Origin of the sequence: Roseateles sp., from assembly GCF_965229315.1 — a bacterium.
In the GTDB taxonomy this organism is placed as follows: Bacteria; Pseudomonadota; Gammaproteobacteria; order Burkholderiales; family Burkholderiaceae_C; genus Pelomonas.
This window is the reverse complement of the sequence record NZ_CBDDJA010000001.1, coordinates 965,607-987,300: the sequence shown is the minus strand read 5'-3', so window position 1 is coordinate 987,300 and position 21,694 is coordinate 965,607. Positions and strand designations below refer to the sequence as shown.

24 protein-coding genes are annotated in these 21,694 nt (G+C 69.2%); 7 read left to right on the top strand and 17 right to left on the bottom strand.

All coding sequences use genetic code 11. The annotated features are described in order from the left end of the window. Window positions 1-17: 17 nt before the first annotated feature. The 10 genes from ACO07H_RS04575 to ACO07H_RS04530 all read right to left on the bottom strand — a co-directional run bounded on the left by ACO07H_RS04575 (window position 18) and on the right by ACO07H_RS04530 (window position 8,427). A complete protein-coding gene (locus ACO07H_RS04575; RefSeq protein WP_422011577.1) occupies window positions 18-446 on the bottom strand; it encodes an SET domain-containing protein-lysine N-methyltransferase in 429 nt (142 codons plus the stop codon). After that, window positions 443-976, bottom strand: a complete 534-nt coding sequence (locus ACO07H_RS04570) for a hypothetical protein (protein WP_422011575.1) — start codon at window positions 974-976, stop codon at window positions 443-445. Before ACO07H_RS04570 ends, ACO07H_RS04575 begins: the two co-directional genes overlap by 4 nt. 49 nt (window positions 977-1,025) lie before the next feature. After that, window positions 1,026-2,522: an RNA polymerase factor sigma-54 gene (locus ACO07H_RS04565; RefSeq protein ID WP_422011573.1), complete on the bottom strand. Its 1,497-nt coding sequence runs from the start codon at window positions 2,520-2,522 to the stop codon at window positions 1,026-1,028. Window positions 2,523-2,776: 254 nt separating this feature from the next. Continuing rightward, the gene (gene lptB, locus ACO07H_RS04560; protein ID WP_422011571.1) at window positions 2,777-3,562 is read right to left on the bottom strand and encodes an LPS export ABC transporter ATP-binding protein; all 786 of its coding nucleotides are present in this window, start codon (window positions 3,560-3,562) and stop codon (window positions 2,777-2,779) included. Next, window positions 3,559-4,176 carry a lipopolysaccharide transport periplasmic protein LptA gene (lptA, locus tag ACO07H_RS04555; protein WP_422011569.1) on the bottom strand — a complete coding sequence of 206 codons (618 nt, stop codon included), beginning with the start codon at window positions 4,174-4,176 and terminating at the stop codon, window positions 3,559-3,561. Before lptA ends, lptB begins: the two co-directional genes overlap by 4 nt. 71 nt (window positions 4,177-4,247) lie before the next feature. Next, window positions 4,248-4,907, bottom strand: a complete 660-nt coding sequence (locus ACO07H_RS04550; protein WP_422011567.1) for a thiol:disulfide interchange protein DsbA/DsbL — start codon at window positions 4,905-4,907, stop codon at window positions 4,248-4,250. Then, window positions 4,904-5,566: a thiol:disulfide interchange protein DsbA/DsbL gene (locus ACO07H_RS04545; protein WP_422011565.1), complete on the bottom strand. Its 663-nt coding sequence runs from the start codon at window positions 5,564-5,566 to the stop codon at window positions 4,904-4,906. Before ACO07H_RS04545 ends, ACO07H_RS04550 begins: the two co-directional genes overlap by 4 nt. Window positions 5,567-5,605: 39 nt before the next feature. Next, window positions 5,606-6,259: an SPOR domain-containing protein gene (locus ACO07H_RS04540; protein ID WP_422011563.1), complete on the bottom strand. Its 654-nt coding sequence runs from the start codon at window positions 6,257-6,259 to the stop codon at window positions 5,606-5,608. Then, complete coding sequence (gene argS, locus ACO07H_RS04535; RefSeq protein WP_422011561.1) at window positions 6,256-7,971, bottom strand: arginine--tRNA ligase; 1,716 nt, start codon at window positions 7,969-7,971, stop codon at window positions 6,256-6,258. Before argS ends, ACO07H_RS04540 begins: the two co-directional genes overlap by 4 nt. A 63-nt stretch (window positions 7,972-8,034) precedes the next feature. Then, window positions 8,035-8,427, bottom strand: a complete 393-nt coding sequence (locus ACO07H_RS04530) for a VOC family protein (RefSeq protein WP_422011559.1) — start codon at window positions 8,425-8,427, stop codon at window positions 8,035-8,037. Between the two features lie 30 nt (window positions 8,428-8,457). Between ACO07H_RS04530 and ACO07H_RS04525 the strand changes: the two genes are divergently transcribed. The 4 genes from ACO07H_RS04525 to ACO07H_RS04510 all read left to right on the top strand — a co-directional run bounded on the left by ACO07H_RS04525 (window position 8,458) and on the right by ACO07H_RS04510 (window position 10,927). Next, the gene (locus ACO07H_RS04525) at window positions 8,458-9,825 is read left to right on the top strand and encodes a serine/threonine-protein kinase (protein WP_422011557.1); all 1,368 of its coding nucleotides are present in this window, start codon (window positions 8,458-8,460) and stop codon (window positions 9,823-9,825) included. 121 nt (window positions 9,826-9,946) lie between these two features. Continuing rightward, window positions 9,947-10,246 carry a PsiF family protein gene (locus ACO07H_RS04520; RefSeq protein ID WP_422011555.1) on the top strand — a complete coding sequence of 100 codons (300 nt, stop codon included), beginning with the start codon at window positions 9,947-9,949 and terminating at the stop codon, window positions 10,244-10,246. A gap of 178 nt (window positions 10,247-10,424) precedes the next feature. Beyond that, window positions 10,425-10,679, top strand: coding sequence for a YMGG-like glycine zipper-containing protein (locus ACO07H_RS04515; protein WP_422011553.1), 255 nt, complete (start codon window positions 10,425-10,427; stop codon window positions 10,677-10,679). Window positions 10,680-10,687: 8 nt separating this feature from the next. Then, on the top strand, window positions 10,688-10,927 hold the full coding sequence (locus ACO07H_RS04510) for a glycine zipper 2TM domain-containing protein (RefSeq protein WP_422011551.1): 240 nt from the start codon (window positions 10,688-10,690) through the stop codon (window positions 10,925-10,927). Window positions 10,928-10,998: 71 nt separating this feature from the next. Here the strand turns inward: ACO07H_RS04510 and ACO07H_RS04505 are convergent, their stop codons facing one another. The 7 genes from ACO07H_RS04505 to ACO07H_RS04475 form a co-directional block, all read right to left on the bottom strand. Next, window positions 10,999-13,998 carry a TonB-dependent receptor gene (locus ACO07H_RS04505; protein WP_422011549.1) on the bottom strand — a complete coding sequence of 1,000 codons (3,000 nt, stop codon included), beginning with the start codon at window positions 13,996-13,998 and terminating at the stop codon, window positions 10,999-11,001. 156 nt (window positions 13,999-14,154) lie between these two features. Then, window positions 14,155-15,114: a dipeptide ABC transporter ATP-binding protein gene (locus ACO07H_RS04500; protein WP_422011548.1), complete on the bottom strand. Its 960-nt coding sequence runs from the start codon at window positions 15,112-15,114 to the stop codon at window positions 14,155-14,157. Next, window positions 15,107-16,057: an ABC transporter ATP-binding protein gene (locus ACO07H_RS04495; protein WP_422011546.1), complete on the bottom strand. Its 951-nt coding sequence runs from the start codon at window positions 16,055-16,057 to the stop codon at window positions 15,107-15,109. The genes ACO07H_RS04500 and ACO07H_RS04495 overlap by 8 nt, the downstream gene beginning before the upstream one ends. A gap of 627 nt (window positions 16,058-16,684) precedes the next feature. Beyond that, window positions 16,685-17,581: an ABC transporter permease subunit gene (locus ACO07H_RS04490; protein WP_422011544.1), complete on the bottom strand. Its 897-nt coding sequence runs from the start codon at window positions 17,579-17,581 to the stop codon at window positions 16,685-16,687. After that, the gene (locus ACO07H_RS04485) at window positions 17,578-18,039 is read right to left on the bottom strand and encodes a GNAT family N-acetyltransferase (protein ID WP_422011542.1); all 462 of its coding nucleotides are present in this window, start codon (window positions 18,037-18,039) and stop codon (window positions 17,578-17,580) included. The genes ACO07H_RS04490 and ACO07H_RS04485 overlap by 4 nt, the downstream gene beginning before the upstream one ends. Continuing rightward, window positions 18,036-19,049, bottom strand: coding sequence for an ABC transporter permease (locus ACO07H_RS04480; protein WP_422011540.1), 1,014 nt, complete (start codon window positions 19,047-19,049; stop codon window positions 18,036-18,038). Before ACO07H_RS04480 ends, ACO07H_RS04485 begins: the two co-directional genes overlap by 4 nt. Further along, window positions 19,050-19,979, bottom strand: a complete 930-nt coding sequence (locus ACO07H_RS04475) for an N-acetylmuramoyl-L-alanine amidase (protein ID WP_422011538.1) — start codon at window positions 19,977-19,979, stop codon at window positions 19,050-19,052. A 132-nt stretch (window positions 19,980-20,111) separates the two neighbouring features. Between ACO07H_RS04475 and ACO07H_RS04470 the strand changes: the two genes are divergently transcribed. From ACO07H_RS04470 to ACO07H_RS04460, 3 genes are read left to right on the top strand one after another with little or no spacing between them, the layout of a single operon-like run. Then, complete coding sequence (locus ACO07H_RS04470; RefSeq protein ID WP_422011536.1) at window positions 20,112-20,522, top strand: GNAT family N-acetyltransferase; 411 nt, start codon at window positions 20,112-20,114, stop codon at window positions 20,520-20,522. 20 nt (window positions 20,523-20,542) lie between these two features. Next, complete coding sequence (locus tag ACO07H_RS04465) at window positions 20,543-21,244, top strand: creatininase family protein (protein WP_422011534.1); 702 nt, start codon at window positions 20,543-20,545, stop codon at window positions 21,242-21,244. Further along, window positions 21,235-21,684, top strand: coding sequence for a hypothetical protein (locus tag ACO07H_RS04460; protein WP_422011532.1), 450 nt, complete (start codon window positions 21,235-21,237; stop codon window positions 21,682-21,684). The genes ACO07H_RS04465 and ACO07H_RS04460 overlap by 10 nt, the downstream gene beginning before the upstream one ends. Window positions 21,685-21,694 lie beyond the last annotated feature (10 nt).

The following is a 21,694-nucleotide window of genomic DNA, read 5'->3' as shown; positions in this document are numbered from 1 at the left end:
GCGTCCGGCCAGGCCCTTCAGACGGGGCTGTACGGCTCGATGCCGTGGCCGTTGAACCAGTTGTCCGTGGCCGATTCGTGGCCACCGCCGATGGCGTTGTAGTTCACCGTCAGCTCCTCGCCCTCGGCGATGTCGCGCACCGCCACGAAGCGCAGGCCGCGCTTTGCCACATCGGCCTCGTAGCGCATGTTGGCCGGGTTCTCGTGGTTGTACATGCTGCCGTAGCCCAGGGCCAGGCAGTGCATGGCCGACGTGCCGGCGAGCACGCCCCAGTTGAACAGGATCTGGCGCACCTCGCCGGGCACGGAGGCGAAGCTGCCGTTGAACAGGATCACCGGGCACAGCTCGACGGTCTCGCCGGCCGCGTGCGCGCGCAAGGCATAGGCGCCGCGGCCGCGCGAGGTGCCGGTGTCCCGGACGCAGACGCTGGGCGGGGTGATGTTCAAACAGGCTCCGAAGGGGCCGCGGCGAGGCTGCGGGACCAGCGGATCAGGCCGATGGCGTAGGCGACGTAGTAGCCGGCCAGCATGCCGAAGATGGCGAGTGTCAGCGGGCTGCGGGCGAAGTCCGCCGGTGACGGCGCGGCCGGGTCCACGACGAAGTAGAACTGCGTGAGTCGGTACACCACGCGGCCGACGAACAGCAGCGACAGCGCGATGCCCAGGTGCGCGCTGGGGGTGTAGAAGCGGCCCAGCGGCGTGACCTCGAACGTCGTCAGCCGCAGGCCATACAGGCCCAGCCCGCCACCCAGCGCAGCACCCGCCACCAGCACGGCCAGGTTGAGCGGGTGGCTGAGCGAGCCCAGCGCCAGCAGGGCCAGCAGCAGCGGGAAGATGGCGACCGTCAGCCACGGCCGCACGCGCGAGAGCTTCTGGCGGCCGACCATGCGGCGCACGCGCGCATAGACGCGCCAGACCACCAGCGCGACGATGCCCAGCGACATCAGCAGGGACGGGTGATGGGCAGCCAAAGCCATGGTTCAAGCTCCGTTCATGGGGCGTGCCGCTCCGGGGTGCGGGTCGCGCTCACAGCGCCTTGCGCAGGTTCGCCGGCGCGATCTTCATCGCCTCGCGGTACTTGGCCACCGTGCGCCGCGCGCACTGGATGCCCTGTTCGTCGAGCATCGCGGCGAGCGCGCTGTCCGACAGCGGCTTCTTGATGTCCTCGGCCGCGACGAACTGCTTGATGAGCGCCCGCACCGCGGTGCTGGACGCCTCGCCGCCGGCTTCCGTGGACAGGCCCGAGCCGAAGAAGTACTTCAGCTCGAAGGTGCCCCAGCTCGTGGCCATGTACTTGGCCGTCGTCACGCGCGAGATGGTGGACTCGTGCAGGCCCAGTTCGTCAGCGATCTCGCGCAGCACCAGCGGCTTCATCGCCAGCGCGCCATGCGTGAAGAAGCCGCGCTGGCGCTCGACGATGGCGGTACTCACGCGCAGGATGGTGTCGAAGCGCTGCTGGATGTTCTTGATGAACCAGCGCGCCTCCTGCAGCTGCCCGCCCAGCGGCGAGTTGCTGATGCCGCCGCGCGTGGCGCGCAGTGCGTTGGCGTACAGCTCGTTGATGCGCAGCTTGGGCGCGACCTCGGGGTTGAGCATCACGCGGAATTCGCGGCCCACCCTGCGCACGATGACATCGGGCACGACGGCCGCCGCCGCACCCTGTGCGAAGCGCCGGCCCGGCTTGGGCTCGAGCTGCGTGATCAGCGCCTGCGCCTCGCGCAGCAGGATCTCGTCGGCGCCGGTCTCGTTCATCAGGCGGCGCATGTCGCGCTTGGCCAGCAGCTCCAGGTGGCCCTTGCAGACGAGGATGGCGACGACCTGGGCTGCGCTCTTGGGCAGGGCGCGCAACTGCAGCACCAGGCACTCCGACAGGTTGCGCGCGCCGATGCCGGCCGGCTCCAGGCTCTGCAGCAGGCACATGGCGATGCGCAGGCGGTCCAGCAGTTCCTCACGCTCGTCGGCATCGCTGCCCAGCGCTTCGGCGATCTCCTCCAGCGTGTCTTCGAGATAGCCGTCCTCGTTCAGCGATTCGATGAGCACCTGCATCGCCATGCGGTCCTCGGGCGACAGGCTCAGGCCGGCGAGCTGCTGCGTCAGGTGCTCGGCCAGCGTCGTCTCGGCGAACTCCTGGCTCTCGCGCTCGCCATCGTCGCCGCTGGACGGCGCGCTGCCTGGCAGCTCGCGGATGCCGTCGAAATCGTCGCGCTCGGTGCCGTTCTCCCAGTCCTCGCGCTCGGTGCCGCCGAAGTCCTCGGCGCGCAGCTCGGGCCCGTCGCCGCTGTCCGTGCCGGTGTCGGCCTCGCTGCTGCTCTCGCTGCCCGACTCGGCGGGCGCGTTCGTCGCCAGCTCCGGCGCGCTGACGATGAACTCTTCCTCTGTGTCCAGCAACGGGTTGCTGGCCAGCATCAGCTCGACTTCCTGGTGCAGCTCCAGCGTGGAGAGCTGCAGAAGGCGGATGGACTGCTGCAGCTGGGGTGTCAGTGCGAGATGCTGACTGAGGCGGACCTGCAGCGTCTGCTTCATGGCGCGCTACTCGACCTGGCTCTTTGCGGGCCGAGCGCCGGGCCGCTCCCAAGCCGGCCCGCCATGGCGATGTGCTTGCGGCTCAACGCCGCAAGCATCGCCGTCCCCGCGGGGACTGAGGCCGGACACGAGAAGTCCTGAGGACTTCTTGTGCCTTCCGAAGAGCAGACGCTCCGTCGGCTGCGCGGTCTGCAAGACCGACCAGACTCGCTCGCGTTCAGCGACGCGAGGATGGGCGAGGGGCAGGTCATCCGCTACATCCGGAAGTTTTCGCCGAGATAGACCTTGCGCACATCGGCGTTGGCCACGATCTCGTCGGGCGTGCCTTCGGCCAGCACGGCGCCCTCGCTGATGATGTAGGCGCGGTCGCAGATGCCCAGCGTCTCGCGCACGTTGTGGTCCGTGATCAGCACGCCGATGCCACGGCTCTTCAGGAAGCCGATGATGCGCTGGATCTCCAGCACGGCGATGGGGTCCACGCCCGCGAACGGCTCGTCCAGCAGGATGAAGCGCGGTTGCGTGGCGAGGGCCCGGGCGATCTCGACACGGCGGCGCTCGCCGCCCGACAGCGCCGGCGCCGGGCTATCGCGCAGGCCCTCGATGGACAGGTCGTGCAGCAGGCCGTTCAGCAGCTCATCGATGCGGCCCTTGGACAAGGCCTTGCCGCGCTCGTCCTGCTGCAGCTCCAGCACCGCGCGGATGTTCTGCTCGACGGTCAGCTTGCGGAAGATGGAGGCTTCCTGCGGCAGGTAGGACAGGCCCAGCCGCGCGCGCTGGTGGATGGGCAGGCGCTGCACCTCGGCGCCGTCGATGCGGATGATGCCGGCGTCGGAACGCACCAGGCCCACGATCATGTAGAAGCTCGTGGTCTTGCCGGCGCCGTTGGGGCCCAGCAGGCCCACGACCTCGCCGCAGTCGACGCGCAGATGGACGTTCTTGACGACCTTGCGCACGCCGTAGGTCTTGGCCAGCCCCTCGGCTTCGAGCCGGCTGCCGCACGCCGCCTGGGGCAGGCCGCCCTTGGAGTCCTCGGTGCTCATGGCGCCTTGCGCGGCGGTGTGAGCGTCGTGGACGGCTGCAGCGGCAGCGCGGCCGCCGGGGCCGATGAGGCCGGCGCCGCAGCGTCGCCCGGCTGCGCGCGCGGCATCATGACGATGCGGGTGCGGCCGTTCGGGTTGGGCGAGGCGCTGCCGCCCTCCAGCGTGAAGACCTCGGTGCGGCTGTCGTAGACGATGACCGCGCCGGTCACCTCGTCGGCCACGGTGGTGCCGCGCATGCGGCGCACGTTGGCGTTGCCGATGAAGCGCACGGTTTCGGTGCGGGTGTCGTATTCGAGCTGGTCGGCCGTGCCGGCGATGGACTCGCCGGGCACATCGCGTGCCTGGCGGAAGCTGACCGGGTTGCCGGCCGTGCCGCTGGCGAAGGCCTGGTGGTAGCCGTCACGCGTCTCGCGCACGTCCACCTTCTCGGCACGCAGCATCAGGCTGCCCTGCGTGATGATGACGTTGCCCAGCAGTTCGGTGCGCTGGTTCACGCTGTCGATGCGGCCCTGCTTGTCCTGCGTGAAGACCATGGGCTTGAGACGGTCGGCCTTCTCCGCGTGGGCGGCGACGGCGGCGAGCACGATGAGCAGGGGAAGGAGACGCGAAGGCATGGCGGCACGGAAGTTGCAAGCCATTCTATGGGCCCACCGTCCTCTGCTGCCTGGGTACCAGCCGCAGGCCGTCAGGAAACTTTGCCGCTTCGCGCCAGTTTGATGAGCGCGTCCGCGACTGCCAGCGCCTGCTGGCCATGGACCTGCTCGCTGAGGCCGGGTGCGGCGCCCATGCCGGGGCCGGTGCGCCAGCGCCCGGCGATGACCAGCGCCGGCACGTTGTCCACGCCGCAGGCCTCGGCCAGCTTCTGGCCCTGCGACACCTTGGTCTGCACGCCGAACGAGTTGAAGGTCTGCTTGAACCGGGCCGTGTCCGCGCCGAGCCTGCCAACCAGCGCGACCACGGCGGCCTCGTCATTGGCCTCGATGTTCTGGCGGTGGAAGGCGTTGAAGATGCCGGCATGCACGGCCGGTGTCAGCGCGCCCATGGCTTCCAGCGTGTAGAACATGCGCTGGTGCAGCTTCAGCATGGCCTGCTGGCCCACCGGCACGCGCCGGAAGGCCACATCCGCCGGCAACTGGTGCACCCAGGCCTCCAGCAGCGGGTCCAGCGCGAAGCAGTGCGGGCAGCGGTAGAAGAAGAACTCGATGACGTCGATCTTGCCGGGCGTGCCGGGCAGCGTCTGGGCCAGCCGCATGTACTGCTTGCCCTCGATCGGTCCGCCCTGGGCCCGCGCGGCCGGCAGCAGGCTGGCCGCGGCCAGTGCAACGGCAGCGTCGCGGCGCTTCATGCCTTGTTGCGCGCGCGCTGGATCAGGAAGTCGGTGACCTGCAGTGCCTTCTGGCCCAGCTCCAGCTCGTTCATGCGCTGGCCGGCGCCGGCCTGGGCGGGCGAGGTCAGGAAGCGGCCGCCGACGCCGATGCTGGGCACGCCGTCGATGCGGTAGGCCTCGGACAGCTTCTCGGCCTGCTGGCACTTGGTCACCACGCCGAAGGAGTTGTAGGCCTCCTGGTACTTGTTGGGGTCCACGCCCAGTGCGCTCAGGAACTTGGCCTGCGCCTTGGGGTCGTCCAGCGCCTGGCCCTGCTGGTGCATTGCGTTGAAGATGGCCGGGCGCACCTCGGCCTCCTTGCCCAGGGCTTCCAGCGCGTAGAACATGCGCTGGTGGATCTTCACGTTGGCGCGGAAGGCCACGTGCGCCTTGCGGAACGCCACGTCGGCGGGCAACTGCTTGCTCCAGGCCTCGATGGCCGGCTCGAACGCGTAGCAGTGCGGGCAGCCGTACCAGAAGAACTCGACGACTTCGATCTTGCCGGGCGTCGTCGGCAGCGGCGTGCCCAGCACGTTGTACTGGCGGCCCTCGACGGGGCCACCCTGGGCGAGGGCGGAGCCGGCAGCGCCGAGAACGGGCGCGGTGGCGAACAGGGCGGAGAAATCGCGGCGCTTCATGGCGTCAGGCTTCCTTGGGTGGATCGGTCGGTGGGAGAGTCAGCGTTGTACACGAACGAGATTGGCCTCGAAGCCAGCCCCTTCAATCTTGCGCTGCAGGTCTTCGGCGCCGTCGCGGGCGTCCATGGGCCCCAGGCGCACGCGGTAGACGGTGCGGCCGTTCTGCTCGCGCTCCATCACCTTGGCCGTGAAGCCCTGGATGGCCAGCTTGGCCTTCTGCGTCTCGGCCTCTTCGGGACGGGTGAACGCGCCGGCCTGCACGAAGTAGACGTAGGCATCGGCCGCGGACGTGGGTGCCGGCGCGGGCGCGCTGGCGGAGGCCGCGTCCGCCTTGGCGGTGGCCTTGGTGGGCGCGGGAGCGGGCGTGACCACCGGCGCCGGTGCCGGTGCCGTGGCGACCGGTGCGGGCTCGGAGGCTGCCGTTGCCGGCGCGTTGACGACGCCGCTGGCGCTGCGCCCGGCCTTGCCGGCCAGCGGCGCGTTCGGGTCCCAGTTGCGGTTGCGCTCGGCTTCCTGCGCGTCCTGCTCGGCGGTGCGCTGCGGCACCTTGTTCATGAAGGGGATGGGCGTCTTGTTGATGTACAGCGCCACGCCCAGCGAGATGGACAGGCCGACCAGCAGGCCCACGATCAGGCCCAGGACGAACCCGCCCTTCTGTTGCTTCTGGCCCGTGGGCTTGGATGCAGAACTCATTCGCTCTCCGAGGTGTCCGAGGATTCAGGAATGTCGCGGCTCATCTGCTCGGGCGCGCTCACGCCCAGCATGCCTAAAGCGTTGGCCAGCACCTGGCGCGTGGCGGCCAGCAGGGCGACGCGGGCGCGCGTGAGTTCGGGCGCCTGGTCCAGCACGCGCTCGGCGGCGTGGAAGGAGTGGTAGGCACCAGCCAGGTCGCGGGCGTAGAAGGCCACGTCGTGCGGCGCGATGCTGGCGGCGGCGCCGGTCAGCATGTCGGGGTAGGCGGCCAGCTTGAGCATCAGCGCTTCTTCCGTTGGCGCGGTCAGCAGGCTGAGGTCGGCGTTGGCGATGCTGCCCACGTCGCCGCCCCACTTGCGGATCACTGAACAGATGCGCGCATGTGCGTACTGCACGTAGAACACCGGGTTCTCGTCGTTCTGCTTCAGCGCGACGTCGACATCGAAGGTGAATTCGGTGTCGGCCTTGCGGCTGATGAGGAAAAAGCGCACCGCGTCGCGGCTGGTCCAGTCGATCAGGTCGCGCAGCGTCACGTAAGAGCCGGCGCGCTTGGAGATCTTGACCTCCGCGCCGTCCTTCATGACCGTGACCATCTTGTTCAGCACGTAGTCCGGGAAGCCTTGCGGGATGCCCAGGTTCTGCGCCTGCAGGCCGCCGCGCACGCGGGCGATGGTGCCGTGGTGGTCGGTGCCCTGGATGTTGATGCACTGCGTGTAGCCGCGCTCGAACTTGTTGACGTGGTAGGCCACGTCGGGCACGAAGTAGGTGTAGCCGCCGTCGGACTTGCGCATCACGCGGTCCTTGTCGTCACCGTAGTCGGTCGACTTGAACCACAGCGCGCCGCCTTCCTCGTAGGTCTTGCCGGCGTCGACGATGCGCTGCACCGCCGCCTCCAACTGGCCGCCCTTGTAGACGCTGGTTTCCAGGAAGTAGTTGTCGAACTTGAGGCCGAACGCCTGCAGGTCCAGGTCCTGCTCGTGGCGCAGGTAGGCCACGGCGAACTGGCGGATGCTGTCCAGGTCGTCGACGTCGCCCGATGCGGTGAACTCGCGGTCGTCGGCCTTGACCGTTTCACGGCGCAGGAAGGCGTCGGCGATGTCCTGGATGTAGTCGCCGTTGTAGGAGGCCTCGGGCCACTCGGCGTCGCCGGGCTTGAAGCCCTTCAGGCGCATCTGCGTGGAGTTGGCCAGCGTGGCGATCTGCACGCCGGCGTCGTTGTAATAGAACTCGCGGGTCACGTCGTGGCCCTGGCTCTGGAACACGGAGCAGATCGCGTCGCCCAGCGCCGCCTGGCGGGCGTGGCCCACGTGCAGCGGGCCGGTCGGGTTGGCGGAGACGAACTCCACCATGACGTGCTTGCCGGTCGCGGCGCGGTGGCCGAAGCTGGCACCCGCACTGAGCACTTCGCTCACGACGGCCTGCTTGGCCTCGGGCTTGAGGCGGATGTTGATGAAGCCCGGGCCGGCGATCTCCAGCGCCTGTACCCAGGTCTGGAAGGCGGGCTTGGCCTCGAGCGCGGCGATCAGGCGGGTGGCCAGTTCGCGCGGGTTGGCCTTCAGCGGCTTGGCCAGCTGCATGGCGGCCGTACAGGCGAAGTCGCCATGGGCGGCCTGCTTGGGGGATTCGAACGCCGCGACGGCGTTGGAGCCGGGAGCGATGTCCTGGAGAGAGTCGGCGAGTGCGGCGAGCAACGCCTGCTTGGCTTGGATCATGGACGCGATTTTAGGAGGCAGGGGCCACCGGGGTTGAACGCACCGAGCGGCCGATGCGCCGACTCACGGGGACGGGGCATCGTGGCAGGCCACGCAGAGCTTGTTGCCGTCGGGGTCGCGGAAGTAGGCGCCGTAGTAGTGGGGGTGGTAGTGCGGGCGCAGGCCCGGCGCGCCCTCGCAGGTGCCGCCCTGCGCCAGGGCCAGCGCGTGGGCACGGTCCACCAGGCCGCGGTCGCTGGCGAGCAGCGCCACCATGTGGCCGTTGCCGGGCGCGTGCTCGCCTTCGAACGGCCGGCCGATCACCAGCAGCGGCCGTGGCCCCGGGTGGCTCTGCCAGCCGGCCCAGCCGTCGGGGTCGCAGAACCGCTCGGGCACACCGAGCAGCGCCATCAGCGGCCGGTAGAAGGCCAGCGCGCGCTCGAAGTCGCGGATGCCGATGAAGACGTGGGAGAACAAGGCGCTGCACCTCCTGGGGCGGCCCGTATCATGCCGCGCGTGACCGCTGCCGCCGACGATCTGCCCGCCCACATCGGCCGTTACCAGGTGCTGCGACGCCTGGGCGAAGGGGCGACCAGCGACGTCTTCCTGGCGCGCGACCCGTTCCACGGCCCGGGCGAAGGGCGCGAGGTCGCCATCAAGCGCATGCGCGCCTGGGCGCCGCCGGCCGATGCGCCGGCCGGCGACTTCAGCCACCGCTTCTTCAGCGCCGAGGCCGCGCTGGCCGGGCAACTGCACCACCCCAACGTGGTGGCCATCGTCGATGCGGTGGCGAACCCGAATGAAGGCGAGGCGCCCTACCTCGTCATGGAGTACGTGCCCGGTGTCACGCTGAAGCACTTCTGCCGCAGCGACCGCCTGCTGCCGCTGGACCAGATCGTCGAGCTGGGCTTCAAGTGCGCGATGGCGCTGAGCTATGTCTACCGCCAGGGCGTCATCCACCGCGACGTGAAGCCGGCCAACCTGCTGGCGGTGCTGGACCCGGGCGGCCAGGTCGTGGACGTGAAGGTCAGCGACTTCGGCTCGGCGCTGAACCTGAACGCCGACGCGACGCAGATCCACCGCGTCGGCTCGCTGGCCTACATGCCGCCGGAGCAGATCGAGGGCGGTGACGTGGATTGCAGGGCCGACATCTACGCGCTGGGCGCCGTGCTGTACCACCTGGTCGCGGGCAAGCCGCCGTTCGACGCGCCCCACCAGATGGCGCTGATGCACCAGATCTACCACCAGCCGGCGTTGCCGCTGGTGGGCCAACGCGAGGGCGTCAGCGAAGCGCTGGATGCCGTCGTGCGGCGCGCGCTGGCCAAGGCCCCGGGCGAACGCTACGCGGACTGGGACAGCTTCGCGCAGGCGCTGTCGGCGCTGGTCGCGAGCCAGCAGGTGCCGCTGAACCGGCTGGGCGAGGTGCGCGACTCGGAGCGCTTCAACCTGCTGCGTTCGCTGGAGTTCTTCGCCGAGTTCGGCGACGTGCAGCTGTGGGAGGTCGTGCGGCGTGCGCGCTGGAAGCGCTATCCGGTCGGCTATGCGCTCTTCAAGCGCGGCCAGGAGGGCAACAGCTTCCACATCATTGCGCAGGGCGAGGTGGAGGTGTTCCGTGACGGGCGGCAGGTGGCCACGCTAGGCCAGGGGACTTCGGTGGGCGAGATGGCCTACCTGGCGCCCAACCCCGACCTGCGCCGCCACAGCACGGACATCAAGGTCAGCGTCGAGTGCACGACGATCTCGTTCACGCCCGACGCCATCGGCCAGTTGAGCCCGGAGTGCCAGCATCGCTTCGACCGGGGCTTCATTCGCGTGCTGGTGCGCCGGCTGCACGCCGCACACGAGGCCATGGCGCACCCGCGGCGCATCTTGTAACACCCGGTGTCGTCAACAGCACGCCGACAGCTTCGGGAAGATTCCCGGCTTGGCGCCGGTCAGCCCGCGTGTTGGAATCAGCGCGGCTGTATCCCCTCTCTGACCCATGAAGGAGCTCCCGATGAAACGAGTCGCCATCCTGCTGGCCTGCGCCGCTTTCGCCCTGGGTGCCCAGGCCACGCCACAGCAAGACAAGATGAAGTCCTGCAACGCCGAAGCCAAGGGCAAGAAAGGCGATGAGCGCAAGGCCTTCATGAAGGACTGCCTGGCCGCCAAGCCGGCCGCAGCGGCCGAGGCGGCCTCCGCGCCCGGCAACGCCGCCTGCGAGAAGTCCGCCGCCGACAAGAAGCTGCATGGCGCCGCCGCCAAGAGCCACATCAAGAAGTGCATGGCCGACGGCGCCGCCTCCGCCGCGAAATGACGCGCTGAGCCGCCGTTCCCCTCTGCAGGAGCCACCTTCGGGTGGCTCTTTGCATTGCAGGGCCTGCGCCTCGGTATAGGTGCCGTCCGACATCAGCTCGGCCCGTGCGCCGGTGCCGCCCGCCGTGCCGGGCGACGACAGTTGAGCCATCCGAACACGTTCCCGAAAGGAGCACACCATGACCACGCTCGACATGATCTCCAGCCCCGGCACCGCCTACTGGCGTCTGACGGCGCTGTCCCTGGTGGCCGCCACCATGCTGGCCCTGACCGGTTGCGCGGGCATGTCCCAACGCGAAACCAGCACCGTCGTCGGTGCCACCGCCGGTGCCGTCATCGGCGGTGCTGTCACCGGCTCCACCGCAGGTGCTGCGATTGGCGCTGCCGCCGGTGGCGTCGTTGGCAACGAAGTGTCCAAGCGTCGCCCGAATTGAGGCCTGCCATGACGAACTCTGACAAGACTTCCGCCCTGCGCGTGACCCTGCTGTCGTTGGCCGCTGCGGCGACCCTGGCGATGACCGGCTGCGCGAGCATGTCGGGCCGTGAAACCAGCACCGTCGTGGGCGCCACGGTCGGTGCCGTCGCGGGCGGAGTGCTGACCGGCACGACGGCGGGTGCGGCGGTGGGCGCCGCAGCCGGCGGCGTCGTCGGCAACGAGATTTCCAAGCGCACGCCGAAGTAGAACGCTGCTCTCCCAAACGCACAAAAGCCGCCGTCCCGTTCGGGAGGGCGGCTTTTTTATTCAAAGCGGCGTCAGAACTTGTAGCGCGCCTCCAGGTAGTACTGGCGGCCGGACACGTCCAGCTTCTGCTGTTCCAGTTCGCTGTAGCGGTACTGGGCGCGGGTCGGGTTCGTCAGGTTGGTGGCGTTGAACGACAACTGCAACTGCTCGTTGATGTTGTAGTTGATCGAGAGGTCGACGTTGCTGACCGGTGCCGCCATCGTCGGCGCAGCCGGCATCGTGACGCCGTTGATGACGGTGTTGCCCTGGCTGTTGGTCGTTGGCGAAGGCGCCGTCGTGCTGGATACGTACTTGCCGCGGTAGTTGTAGACCAGGCGCACGCTGAACAGGTCGTTCTCGAAGTAGCCGCCCAGGTTGGCGGAGTACTTGGAGACGCCCGGCATCGGCCGGCCGTCGGCGACCTTGTTGTCGGCCACGCTGACGTTGGACTGGATGCCGAAGCCTGCGCCGATGGGCTGTTCGTACGCCACTTCCACGCCCTTGATGCGCGCCTTTTGCTGGCCCGTCGTCGTGATGTAGTAGGTGCGCATCGCGCCGGTCGTCGGGTCGGCCAGGTCGATGGTTGCGTCCTGCTGCACGGTGCCGGTCTTGGCGTAGCCGTCGATCAGCGAGTCGAACAGGCTGACGGACAGCATCGCGCGCTTGGCGAAGAACCACGACAGCGACACATCGGTGTTGCGCGAGGTCATCGGCTTCAGCGCCGGGTTCGGACCCGACACCAGGCAGATGCCGGTGCTGCAGCTCGGCGAGCCGTAGGCGGCGCCGTAGAGGTTGTAGTTCTGCCGGCCGATGGTCTCGCTGGCGCCGAAGCGGGCGATCAGCTCGGGCGTCAGCTCGAAGCGCAGGTTCAGGCTGGGCAGCAAGTTGTCGAAGCGCTTGCTGGTGGCGGTCTTGTAGTAGATCGTGCCGGTGTTGCCGTTCCAGGGCACGCCGTCGAAGTAGTTCACCGCGTCGCCGGCCGTCACGATGGCCGTCGGGTAGGCCGCGCAGGGCACCACCGTCTTGCCCGGCTCGATGCGCGTGCACTTGCCCGCCGGCACCGGCGTGGGCGCCTGCGCGTCCACCTGCGTGCGCACGACGCGCAGGCCGATGTTGCCCGACCACCAGTTCTTCTCACCCTCCAGGTTCTGCATCAGGTAGACGGCGCTCTGCTGTTCGCGCATCTGGATCTCCGACGCCACGAAGCGCTCGAAGTCGGAATTCGTCTCCTTGATGGCCTTGTCGAAGTAGTTGACGAGGAACTCGCGCGGGAAATAGAAGCCGGTGCGCTCCCAGTTGCCGCCGCCCAGCGAGGCGCCGAAATCGCCCGGGAAGGACACGGAGGCGGCCGGATCGGGCGTGTCCGTCAGCGGGTTGAAAGCCGCGTGCATGGCCTTGATCGTGCGGCGGAAGTCGCGGCGGTGGTCGGCATAGCGAACGCCGAAATTCAGCGTCGCGAAGATGCCGCTTTCCTGCGTGTACTCGCCGTCCACGGCGATGCTGTTCTCGCGATCCACCGTCTTGTACTTGTTGGCCAGGCTGCGCGAGACCAGCTTGTAGCCGCTGCCGTCGGCCAGCGTGGCCGACGACGCGCCGGTGCCGGCGCCGATGTACTTGAAGTCCGGCGCTTCCTGCAGGCCGTTCATCGAGTAGGAGATGCCGGTGCCGTAGCGGGCGAAAGTCAGGCCGCGGTCCATCTCCGTCGTGCCGACGCCGCGCGTCGTGCTGAACTGGCCCTTCAGCACCATGTCCTTGCTGGCCTGCCACTTGGCGTCCAGGTCCAGGAAGCCGCTGCTGGCGCTGGCGCCGCTGCGGTAGAAGCCTTCGGAGTTGCCGACGTACTGCGGCGTCGTGCCGTCCGGGAAGACGATGTCGGCGCTCTTCAGCACCCGGAGCTTGTCGCCGTAGAGCGTGGTCTCTTCGACGATGACGGGGTTCTTGATCTGCGCGTAGACGCGCTGGCCGTTGGAGTTCGTGAAGATGTTGGTCTCGCCGGTCGGGCCGGCCAGGCCGCGCAGCATGCTGTTCAGCGCGCCCATCGTCGCGCGGCCGAAGTTGGCCGCGTTCATCTTGGAATAGAAGCCGGTGGCGGACAGGTCCAGCGAGTCGGTCGGGCGCACCTGCAGCGCCAGCATGCCGCCCTTGCGGTCGCGCACGCCTTCGACGAACTCCGAAGCCAGGCTGCCCGGCATGCGCACGCCGTTCAGGTCGGACGCCTTGTAGCCGGTGCCGGCCAGCGACGCGTCGGTGATGCCCAGCATCGTGGCCGTGTTGATCTGGTCCCAGCCGGAGTTGGCGCCATAGCCCAGGCGCGACACGGAGTCGCGGCGCACATAGCGCTTCTCGGCGAACACCTGGCCGATGATGCCCAGCGTGTTGGCGTCGTTCTTCCAGTTGACGCTGGCGTTGAGCTGCGGGCTGCTCTTGCCCGGCAGGTCGGCGTAGACGGCGCCGGCGCTCAGCAGGCCGCCCAGGCGCTTGGGCTCGTCCAGTGGCTTGCGCGTCGTCACGTTGACGGTGCCGGCCAGGCCGCCGTCCGCGATGTTGGCCTGCGAGGTCTTGTAGACCGTGGCCGCGTTCAGCACCGACGACGGCATCAGGCTCAGCGACGTGCTGCGGCTGCTGCTGCTCTGGTCGGCCAGGTACCAGTCACCGCCGCTGACAGTGTGGCCGTTGAACAGGATGAGGCTCATGTCCGGGTTGGTGCCGCGCATGGACACCTTCTCGGCCTCGTCGTAGTCCTTGCGCACGGCCACGCCGACGATGCGCTGCAGCGAGTCGGCGAGGTTCTTGTCGGGCATCTTGCCGACATCCAGCGCGGTGATGACGTCCACGTTGGCGGACGCATCGCGCTTCATGACCAGCGAGCGCTCGTTGGACGCGCGGATGCCGGTCACGACGACCGATTCCAGCGACTGCGTCTTGGGCTTGTCGGCGTCCTGGGGCTGGGCCTGCTGCGCCAAGGCCGCGCCCTGCATCGCGGCGAGCAGGCAGACGAGGCCGTGGCTCACCGGTGTGAACTTGAATTTCATTTCTGTCTCCGCAACTGTCGAATCGCAAAGATTCTTGCGAAGCGCAGTTGTCACGCGATTCGTCACGGGGCGAAAGTCGGCACCGAAGCAACACTCCGCGCATGACGGAATGACGCGAGGGCATGTGCCCCCGTTATGACCTGCCCCGCGCCGTCCCTAAACGACGTGACAGGCCACCTGGCGGCCGTCCACCGCGCGCAGCAGCGGCACCTCGTCCCTGCAGCGCGCCACGGCCAGCGGGCAGCGCTTGTGGAAGGTGCAGCCGCTGGGCGGGTTCAAGGGGCTGGGCAGCTCGCCATGGATGACGATGCGCTCGCGCCGGTCCACCGCGCGCAGTGCCGGCGTGGCGCTCATCAGCGCCCGGGTGTACGGGTGCAGCGGCTGCGCGAACAGCGTCTTCTTGGCGCCCACCTCGACGGCCGCGCCCAGGTACATCACCATCACGTCGTCGGCCACGTGCTCCACGACCGACAGGTTGTGCGAGATGAACACGTAGCCCGTGCCGAACTCGTCCTGCAGGTCCATGAACAGGTTCAGGATCTGCGCCTGGATGGACACGTCCAGCGCGCTGACCGGCTCGTCGGCGACGACGATGCCCGGGTTCAGGATCATGGCCCGCGCGATGGCGATGCGCTGGCGCTGGCCGCCGGAGAACATGTGCGGGTAGCGGCGCAGGTGCTCGGGCCGCAGGCCCACCTTGGTGGCGAGTGCCGCCACGCGCTCGCGGCGCTCCAGCGTGCCCATCGGCGTGTTGATCAGCAGCGGCTCGGCGAGCGTGGTCGCGATGGTCTTGCGCGGGTTCAGCGACGCGAACGGGTTCTGGAACACCATCTGCACCTGGCGGCGCAGCGTCTTCAGCGTGGCCGCGTCGGCCGTCGCGGCGTCGGTGCCGCCGATCTTCAGCGCGCCGCGCGTCGGCGGCTCGATCAGCGTCAGCTGCCGCGCCAGCGTGCTCTTGCCGCAGCCGGACTCGCCGACGACGGCCAGCGTCTTGCGGGGCTTCAGCGTGAAGCTGACGCCGGCCAGTGCCTTGACCGTCGCCTTGGGCTTGAACAGGCCGCGGCTGACCGTGTAGTGCTTGGCCAGGTCGGTCGCCTCGAGAAGCAGCTCAGACATGCGCTGCCTCCTCGACTGGATAGAAGCAGCGCACGCCGTCCTGCAGCGCCGGCCGCTCGGCCACGCAGCGCGGCTGCACGCGCGGGCAGCGCGGGCTGAGCAGGCAGCCCGCGGGCCGGTCCAGCGCGCCGGGCACGATGCCGGGCAGCGCGGACAGGCGCCTCTCACCCGCGCTGTGCTCGGGAATCGCGGCCAGCAGCGCGTTCGTGTACGGGTGGCGCGGCGCGTCGAACAACCCCGGCACCGGCCCGGTCTCGACGACCTGGCCGGCATACATGACGGCCACGCGCTGAGCCATCTCGGCCACCACTGCGAGGTCGTGCGTGATCATGATGAGGCCCATGCCCTGCTCGCGCTGCAGCTTCAGCAGCAGCGCCATGATCTGGGCCTGGATGGTCACGTCCAGCGCGGTGGTCGGCTCGTCGGCGATCAGCAGCTTCGGGCCGCAGGCGATGGCCATCGCGATCATCACGCGCTGGTTCATGCCGCCCGACAGCTGGTGCGGGTAGGCATTCGCGCGGCTGGCTGCGTCGGGGATCTCGACCTGCTCCAGCAATTCGACGACACGCTGCCTCGCCGCCTTGCCGCGCAGGCCGAGGTGGGCCTTCAGCACTTCGGCGATCTGTGCGCCGACGGTGTAGCTCGGGTTCAGGCTGGTCAGCGCATCCTGGAACACCATGGCCACGTCGCGGCCGATCAGTGCGCGGCGTTCGCGCGGCGACAGCTTCAGCAGGTCGCGGCCTTCGAACTCGATGGCGTCGGCGGTGACTTTGCCGGGGGCGTCGATGAGGCCCATGAGGGCCAGCATGGTGACGGACTTGCCGGAGCCGGATTCGCCGACGATGCCGAGGAGTTCGCCGGCTTGCAGCGTCAGGTCCACGCCGTCGACTGCAGGGAAGGTGCCGAACTGGACCTTCAGGTTCTTGATCGTGAGAAGGCTCATGCGGGCTCGCTACTGCGGGGTGATGGCGAGTGCCGTGCCGGGATGCGCGCCCGGCAGCGCGGTAACTTTCTTCTGCGGGGCCAGAAGAAAGTCACCAAAGAAGAGGCCCTGAACCGCACACGAGCACCACGTGCACGAGCTGCGCCGCGGAACAGCCACTCGGCGAGCGGGAAGAAGCGAGCCGCTGCGCTCTCGCACATGACATGTCACCGCCGGCGCGCCGCCCGCATCGCACCGCCCAACGCGCGGCTGCACGCCGGGCTCACGAGTCGAAGAAGGCAGCGTCGCTCGGGCGACGCGACCATCCCATTGATCGAGGCGACGGCGCAGCCGAGCCGAAGGGCTTTGCGGAACTCCCCCTTCAAAACCGCCGAGAAGCGCAGAAGGCCAAGGCGTGCGCGAAGCGCACTTCAAGAACTGACTCGCGACGCTTGTTTGAGCAGAGCGTAGCGACGCGAGTTCGGCGCGGCCTTGGCCTTTGAGCATCGCAGGGCACCCGAAGGGCGGTTTTGTCGGGGCGTCTTTCTTGGTTACTTCTTTGGACGGCCAAAGAAGTGACTCGCCCGCCGGGGCGAGTCCCGGCAATCGTGGCGTCCGCCCATAACCGCGAAAAGGCAGGCCGCCCATTCACGCCACCTTCTTCAACTTCGGGTCCAGCGCATCCCGCAGCCCATCGCCCATCAGGTTGATCGCCAGCACCGTCACCAGAATCGTCAGCCCCGGCAGCGTCACCACCCACGGCGCCCGCGTGATGTAGTCCCGCGCTGCGGACAGCATGGTGCCCCACTCCGGCGTCGGCGCCTGCACGCCCAGGCCCAGGAAGCCCAGCCCCGCCGTCTCCAGGATGGCGGAAGAAAAGCTCAACGTCGCGTTGACGATCAACGGCGCCATGCAATTGGGCAGCACGGTGATGAACATCAGCCGCCACACGCTGGCACCGGCCACGCGGCTGGCCGTCACGTAGTCGCGGCCGATCTCGGCCAGCGCCGCGGCACGCGTCAGCCGCACATAGCCCGGCAGCGCGCCGATGGCGATGGCGATGACCGTGTTGACCAGGCCGGGCCCGAGGATGGTGATGACGCAGATGGCAAGCAGCAGCGCCGGCAGCGCCAGCACGATATCCATCACCCGCATGATGGCCGGCGACAGCCAGCGCTGGAAGAACGCCGCCAGCAGCCCCAGCATCACGCCCGGCACCAGCGACAGCGTGACTGCGGCCAGGCCGATGCCCAGCGACACGCGGCCGCCGTGCAGCAGCCGGCTCAGCATGTCGCGGCCCAGCTCGTCCGTGCCCAGCAGAAAGCGCGTGCCGCCGCCTTCGGCCCAGACGGGCGGCGTCAGCATGAAGTCGCGGTACTGCTCGATGGGATCGTGCGGCGCGATCAGCGGCGCGAGAAGCGACGCGACGGCAATCAGCGCGAACACCACCAGCGCAATGAACGCGCCGCGGTTGGCCGCGAAGCCCAGCCAGAACTCGCGCAGCGGGCCGGGCGGTTCGATGGGTTTGTCGAGGACGGCGCTCATGCGCGGTGCTCCTGCAGCATCAGTCGGGCCTCCACCCGGTCCAGCCCCGGCGCCAGGCCGTCGACCTCGCGCTCGGTGACCTCGAAGCCCCGCTTGACGAAGAAGCCCTCGCTGAGCTGGCTGGTCGTGATCGACACCGCGCTCACGCCGCCCGCTTCACGGATGGCCTGCAGTCGTGCGTCCAGCAGCGCACGGCCGATGCCCTGGCCGTGCAGCTCGCGCTGCGCCAGCCCCCAGCACAGGCGCGCCTCGCCATCGCGGGCGTACCAGCCGCCGCAGGCGACCACGCGACCGTCCCGTTCGGCGACGACATAGCCCGGCGGGCCGGCGCGCAGGAAGTCCTCGAATTCGGACCGCTCGCTGATGGTGAAGTAGCGCGGCACGTTGCCATCGAACAGCGCCAGGCAGGCGGACAGGTCAGCCGGCGCATACGCGCGGATGCGGACGGCGGCGCTCAATGGCCACCTCCGCGGATGCGCGGATTCACCACGCCATAGAGCACATCCACCACCAGGTTCACGACGATGAAGGTCAACGCCGAGATCAGGATGCCCGCCTGCACCACCGGGTAGTCCCGCCGGCCGATCGAGTCGATCAGCCACTTGCCGATGCCCGGCCACGAGAAGATGGTCTCGGTCAGCACGGCACCGGCCAGCAGGCTGCCGGTCTGCAGGCCCACGACCGTCAGCACCGGGATCAGCGCGTTGCGCAGTGCATGCACGACGACCACGCGCGTGGGCGACAGGCCCTTGGCGCGCGCCGTGCGCACGTAGTCTTCGCGCAGCACCTCCAGCATGGACGAGCGCGTCATGCGCGCCACCACCGCCAGCGTGCTGGTGCCCAGCACCAGCGCCGGCAGGATCAGGTGCATCAGCGCGGACTTGAACGCGCCTTCCTCGCCCGACAGCCACGCGTCGATCAGCATGAAGCCGGTCACGCGCTCGGGGTCGAACTCGATGCCGATGCGGCCCGACACCGGCGTCCAGCCCAGCTGCACCGAGAAGAACATGATGAGGATCAGCCCCCACCAGAACACCGGCATGGAATAGCCCACCGTGGCCATGCCCATCACGCCCTGGTCCAGCAGCGAGCCGCGCTTGAGCCCTGCGCTTACGCCCAGCAGCAGCCCGAAGCCCACTGCGAAGATCAGCGCGGCCGTCGCCAGCTCCACCGTCGCCGGGAACAGCGCCGCGAACTCCTTGCTGACCGGCTCGCGGCTGACCAGGCTCTGGCCCAGGTCACCGTGCAGCAGCTTGCCCACGTAGTCCGCATACTGCACCGGCAGCGGCTGATCCAGCCCCATGCGCTTGACCAGCGCGGCATGCGCCTCCGGGTCCAGCCGGCGCTCGCCCATCATGACCTCGATGGGGTCGCCCGGCACGAGGCGGATCAGGCCGAACGCGACGATCGTGATGCCGACGAGCGTCGGCACCAGCGTGGCCAGGCGTTTGAGCAGGAAGGCGAACATCTACCAGCGCGACGTGTACGGCCGCGTCTCGGTCTCGCCGCCGGCCACGCGCATCGCGCCGGGCGTGGACGCCACCTCGATGAGCGCGGCCGTCTCGGCGTCCGGCGTGCCGGAGATGTCGCGCGGGCGGTACTTCATCTGGAAGGTCGCGATGACCTCACGGGTCAGCACGTCCATCTGGCCCGAGCGCGACACGTTGTAGCCGATGCGCGCCAGCCGCTCCTGCAGCCAGGCGGCGTCGCGCGGCGCGACCTCGTGCTCCAGCGTCTTCAACACCACCAGCGGGCCGTCCGGCCAGGGGATGAGGCCGGCGTCGGCGAACTGCTTCCACGGGAACTGCGGCCCCGGGTCCTGCTTTCGGCCGGGCGCGATGTCGGCGTGGCCGATGATGCGTTCGGGCCGCACGTTGTGGCGCTTCTGGATGTCGCGCACCAGCGCGATGACCTCGTCGATCTGCGCCTGCGGAAACGGTGCGTAGACGCGCCCGCCGGGGCCGTCCACATAGCCCGGGTTGACGATCTCGATGCCGATGGAAGCCGAGTTCAGATTGGTGTTGCCGGCCCAGTAGCTGGCGCCGGCATGCCAGGCGCGGCGGTTCTCGTCCACCAGCGCGTAGCTGGCCACCGGGTTGTCGCGCACCAGGTAGTGCGCCGACACCTGGCCGCCGGTGGTCAGCACCTTCAGCGACTTCTCCCAGTCCAGCACCGTGTAGTGCAGCACGATGTAGAGCGCGCGGCTGTCCTGGTTCTGCGACGTGTAGCTGCGGTCGATGACGGGCGGGCGCACGACGGCAGCGGGCGTGGTGGCCGCTGCCGGCGTGGCGGCGGTGCCGGGCGTGGCCGGCGCGGAGCCGGGCGGCGTGGGCGCCACGCTGGCGCAGGCGCTCAGCAGCAGGGCCAGGGAGGCGGCAACGAGGGCGGAGGTCTTCATGCGTGGGACAGGCGTGGCCAAGACCGGATTGTTGCAGTGCACCCGGCACGCCACCCCCGGGTGTGCCCGCGGATGCCATGTCGGAGGGCGCGGCGGGTATGAATGCAGGTGATGGTCCGGCCAGAATGCGCCATGAGCTACACCACGCTGCACGCCACGCCCACCGCCGAAACCTACCAGCACCTGCGGGTCGCCTCGGGCCTGAGCCCCAAGTCCGCCGAGGCCGCTGCGAAGGGCCTGCCCAACACGCTGTTCGCCGTGCAACTGCTGCACGACGGCCAGCCCATCGCCATGGGCCGCGTCATCGGCGACGGCGGCACGGCCTTCCAGGTGGTGGACATCGCCGTGCTGCCGGCGCACCAGGGCCGCGGCCTGGGCAAGCGCGTCATGAGCGAGATCGCCGCCTGGCTGCGCGAGCACGTGCCGCCCAGCGGCTACGTCAGCCTGCTGGCCGACGTGCCGGCCGATGCGCTGTACGCGCAGTTCGGCTTCACGCACACGGCACCGCGCACGGTGGGCATGGCGTGGAAGCGGCCGGGCTGAAGCGCCGAAGGACCGGGGCCATGAAGATCGCCGACATGAACTGGATGCAGGTCGAGGACTACCTGCGCGGCGACGACCGCTGCCTGCTGCCCATCGGCTGCACCGAGCAGCACGCCTACCTGAGCCTCGCGGTGGATGCCATCCTGGCCGAGCGCGTCGCCGTGGAGGCGGCCGAGCCGCTGGGCGTGCCGGTGTTCCCGGTGCTGCCGTTCGGCATCACGCCGTCGTTCATGAGCTACCCGGGCACGGTCACGCTGAAGGTCGACACGATGCTGCGCGTCGTCACCGACCTGCTGGACAGCCTGGACCACCAGGGCTTTCGCCGCATCCTCATCGTCAACGGCCATGGCGGCAACCAGCCCGTGGCTGCCGCCGCCGCCGAGTGGATGGCCGCACATCCGCGCACCCGCGTGCGCCTGCACAACTGGTGGAACGCGCCGCGGACGCTGGCCTATGTGAAGAGCATCGACCCGCACTCGGCCCATGCGTCGTGGATGGAGAACCTGCCCTGGACGCGGCTGGCCGACGTGGCCCAGCCGGAGGGCCGCAAGCCCCCCGTGGACTACCGCCGTTATGCCGTGCTGCCGCCCGACGCGGCGCGCGAGCTGGCCGGCGACGGGAACTTCGGTGGCGCCTACGAGCGGCCGGATGCCGAGGTGCTGGAGATGTGGCGCATCGCCGTCGATGAGACGCGAGCGCTCATCGAGGGGCCGTGGGCGTGAAGCGCGCGTGGCTGGCGCTCTCGCTGGGGCTGGCATTGGCCAGTCCTGCAGCACTGGCCCGGTGCGGCGGCGGTGGCGTGCCATCGCCGCATGGCGGCGATTCGCGTGACAGCTACGGCATGGCCTGGTATTCGCGGCCCGTCTGCTATCGCGCAGAGTTCGCTCCCGGCGGGCTGACGCTGGATGCCGAGGCGCGTGCAGGCCTGTCTCAACGGCTGGAGGGTGCCCGGAGGCTGTATCGCACGGACTGTGTGGCCGTCGCGTACGGGCCGGAGCAGCCCGACCATGATGCGGCTCGTGTGGCCTACCTGCGATGGTGGTTGGGCCTGCAGCAGGTCGCGCTGCACCTCGACCCGCCCGAGCAACCCCGCTGGTCTGCCGACTCGATGCCTGCAAGAGGCGGCGACAGCGTCGAACTGCAGATCACGCGCTGCCGCTGAACTGCCGTGC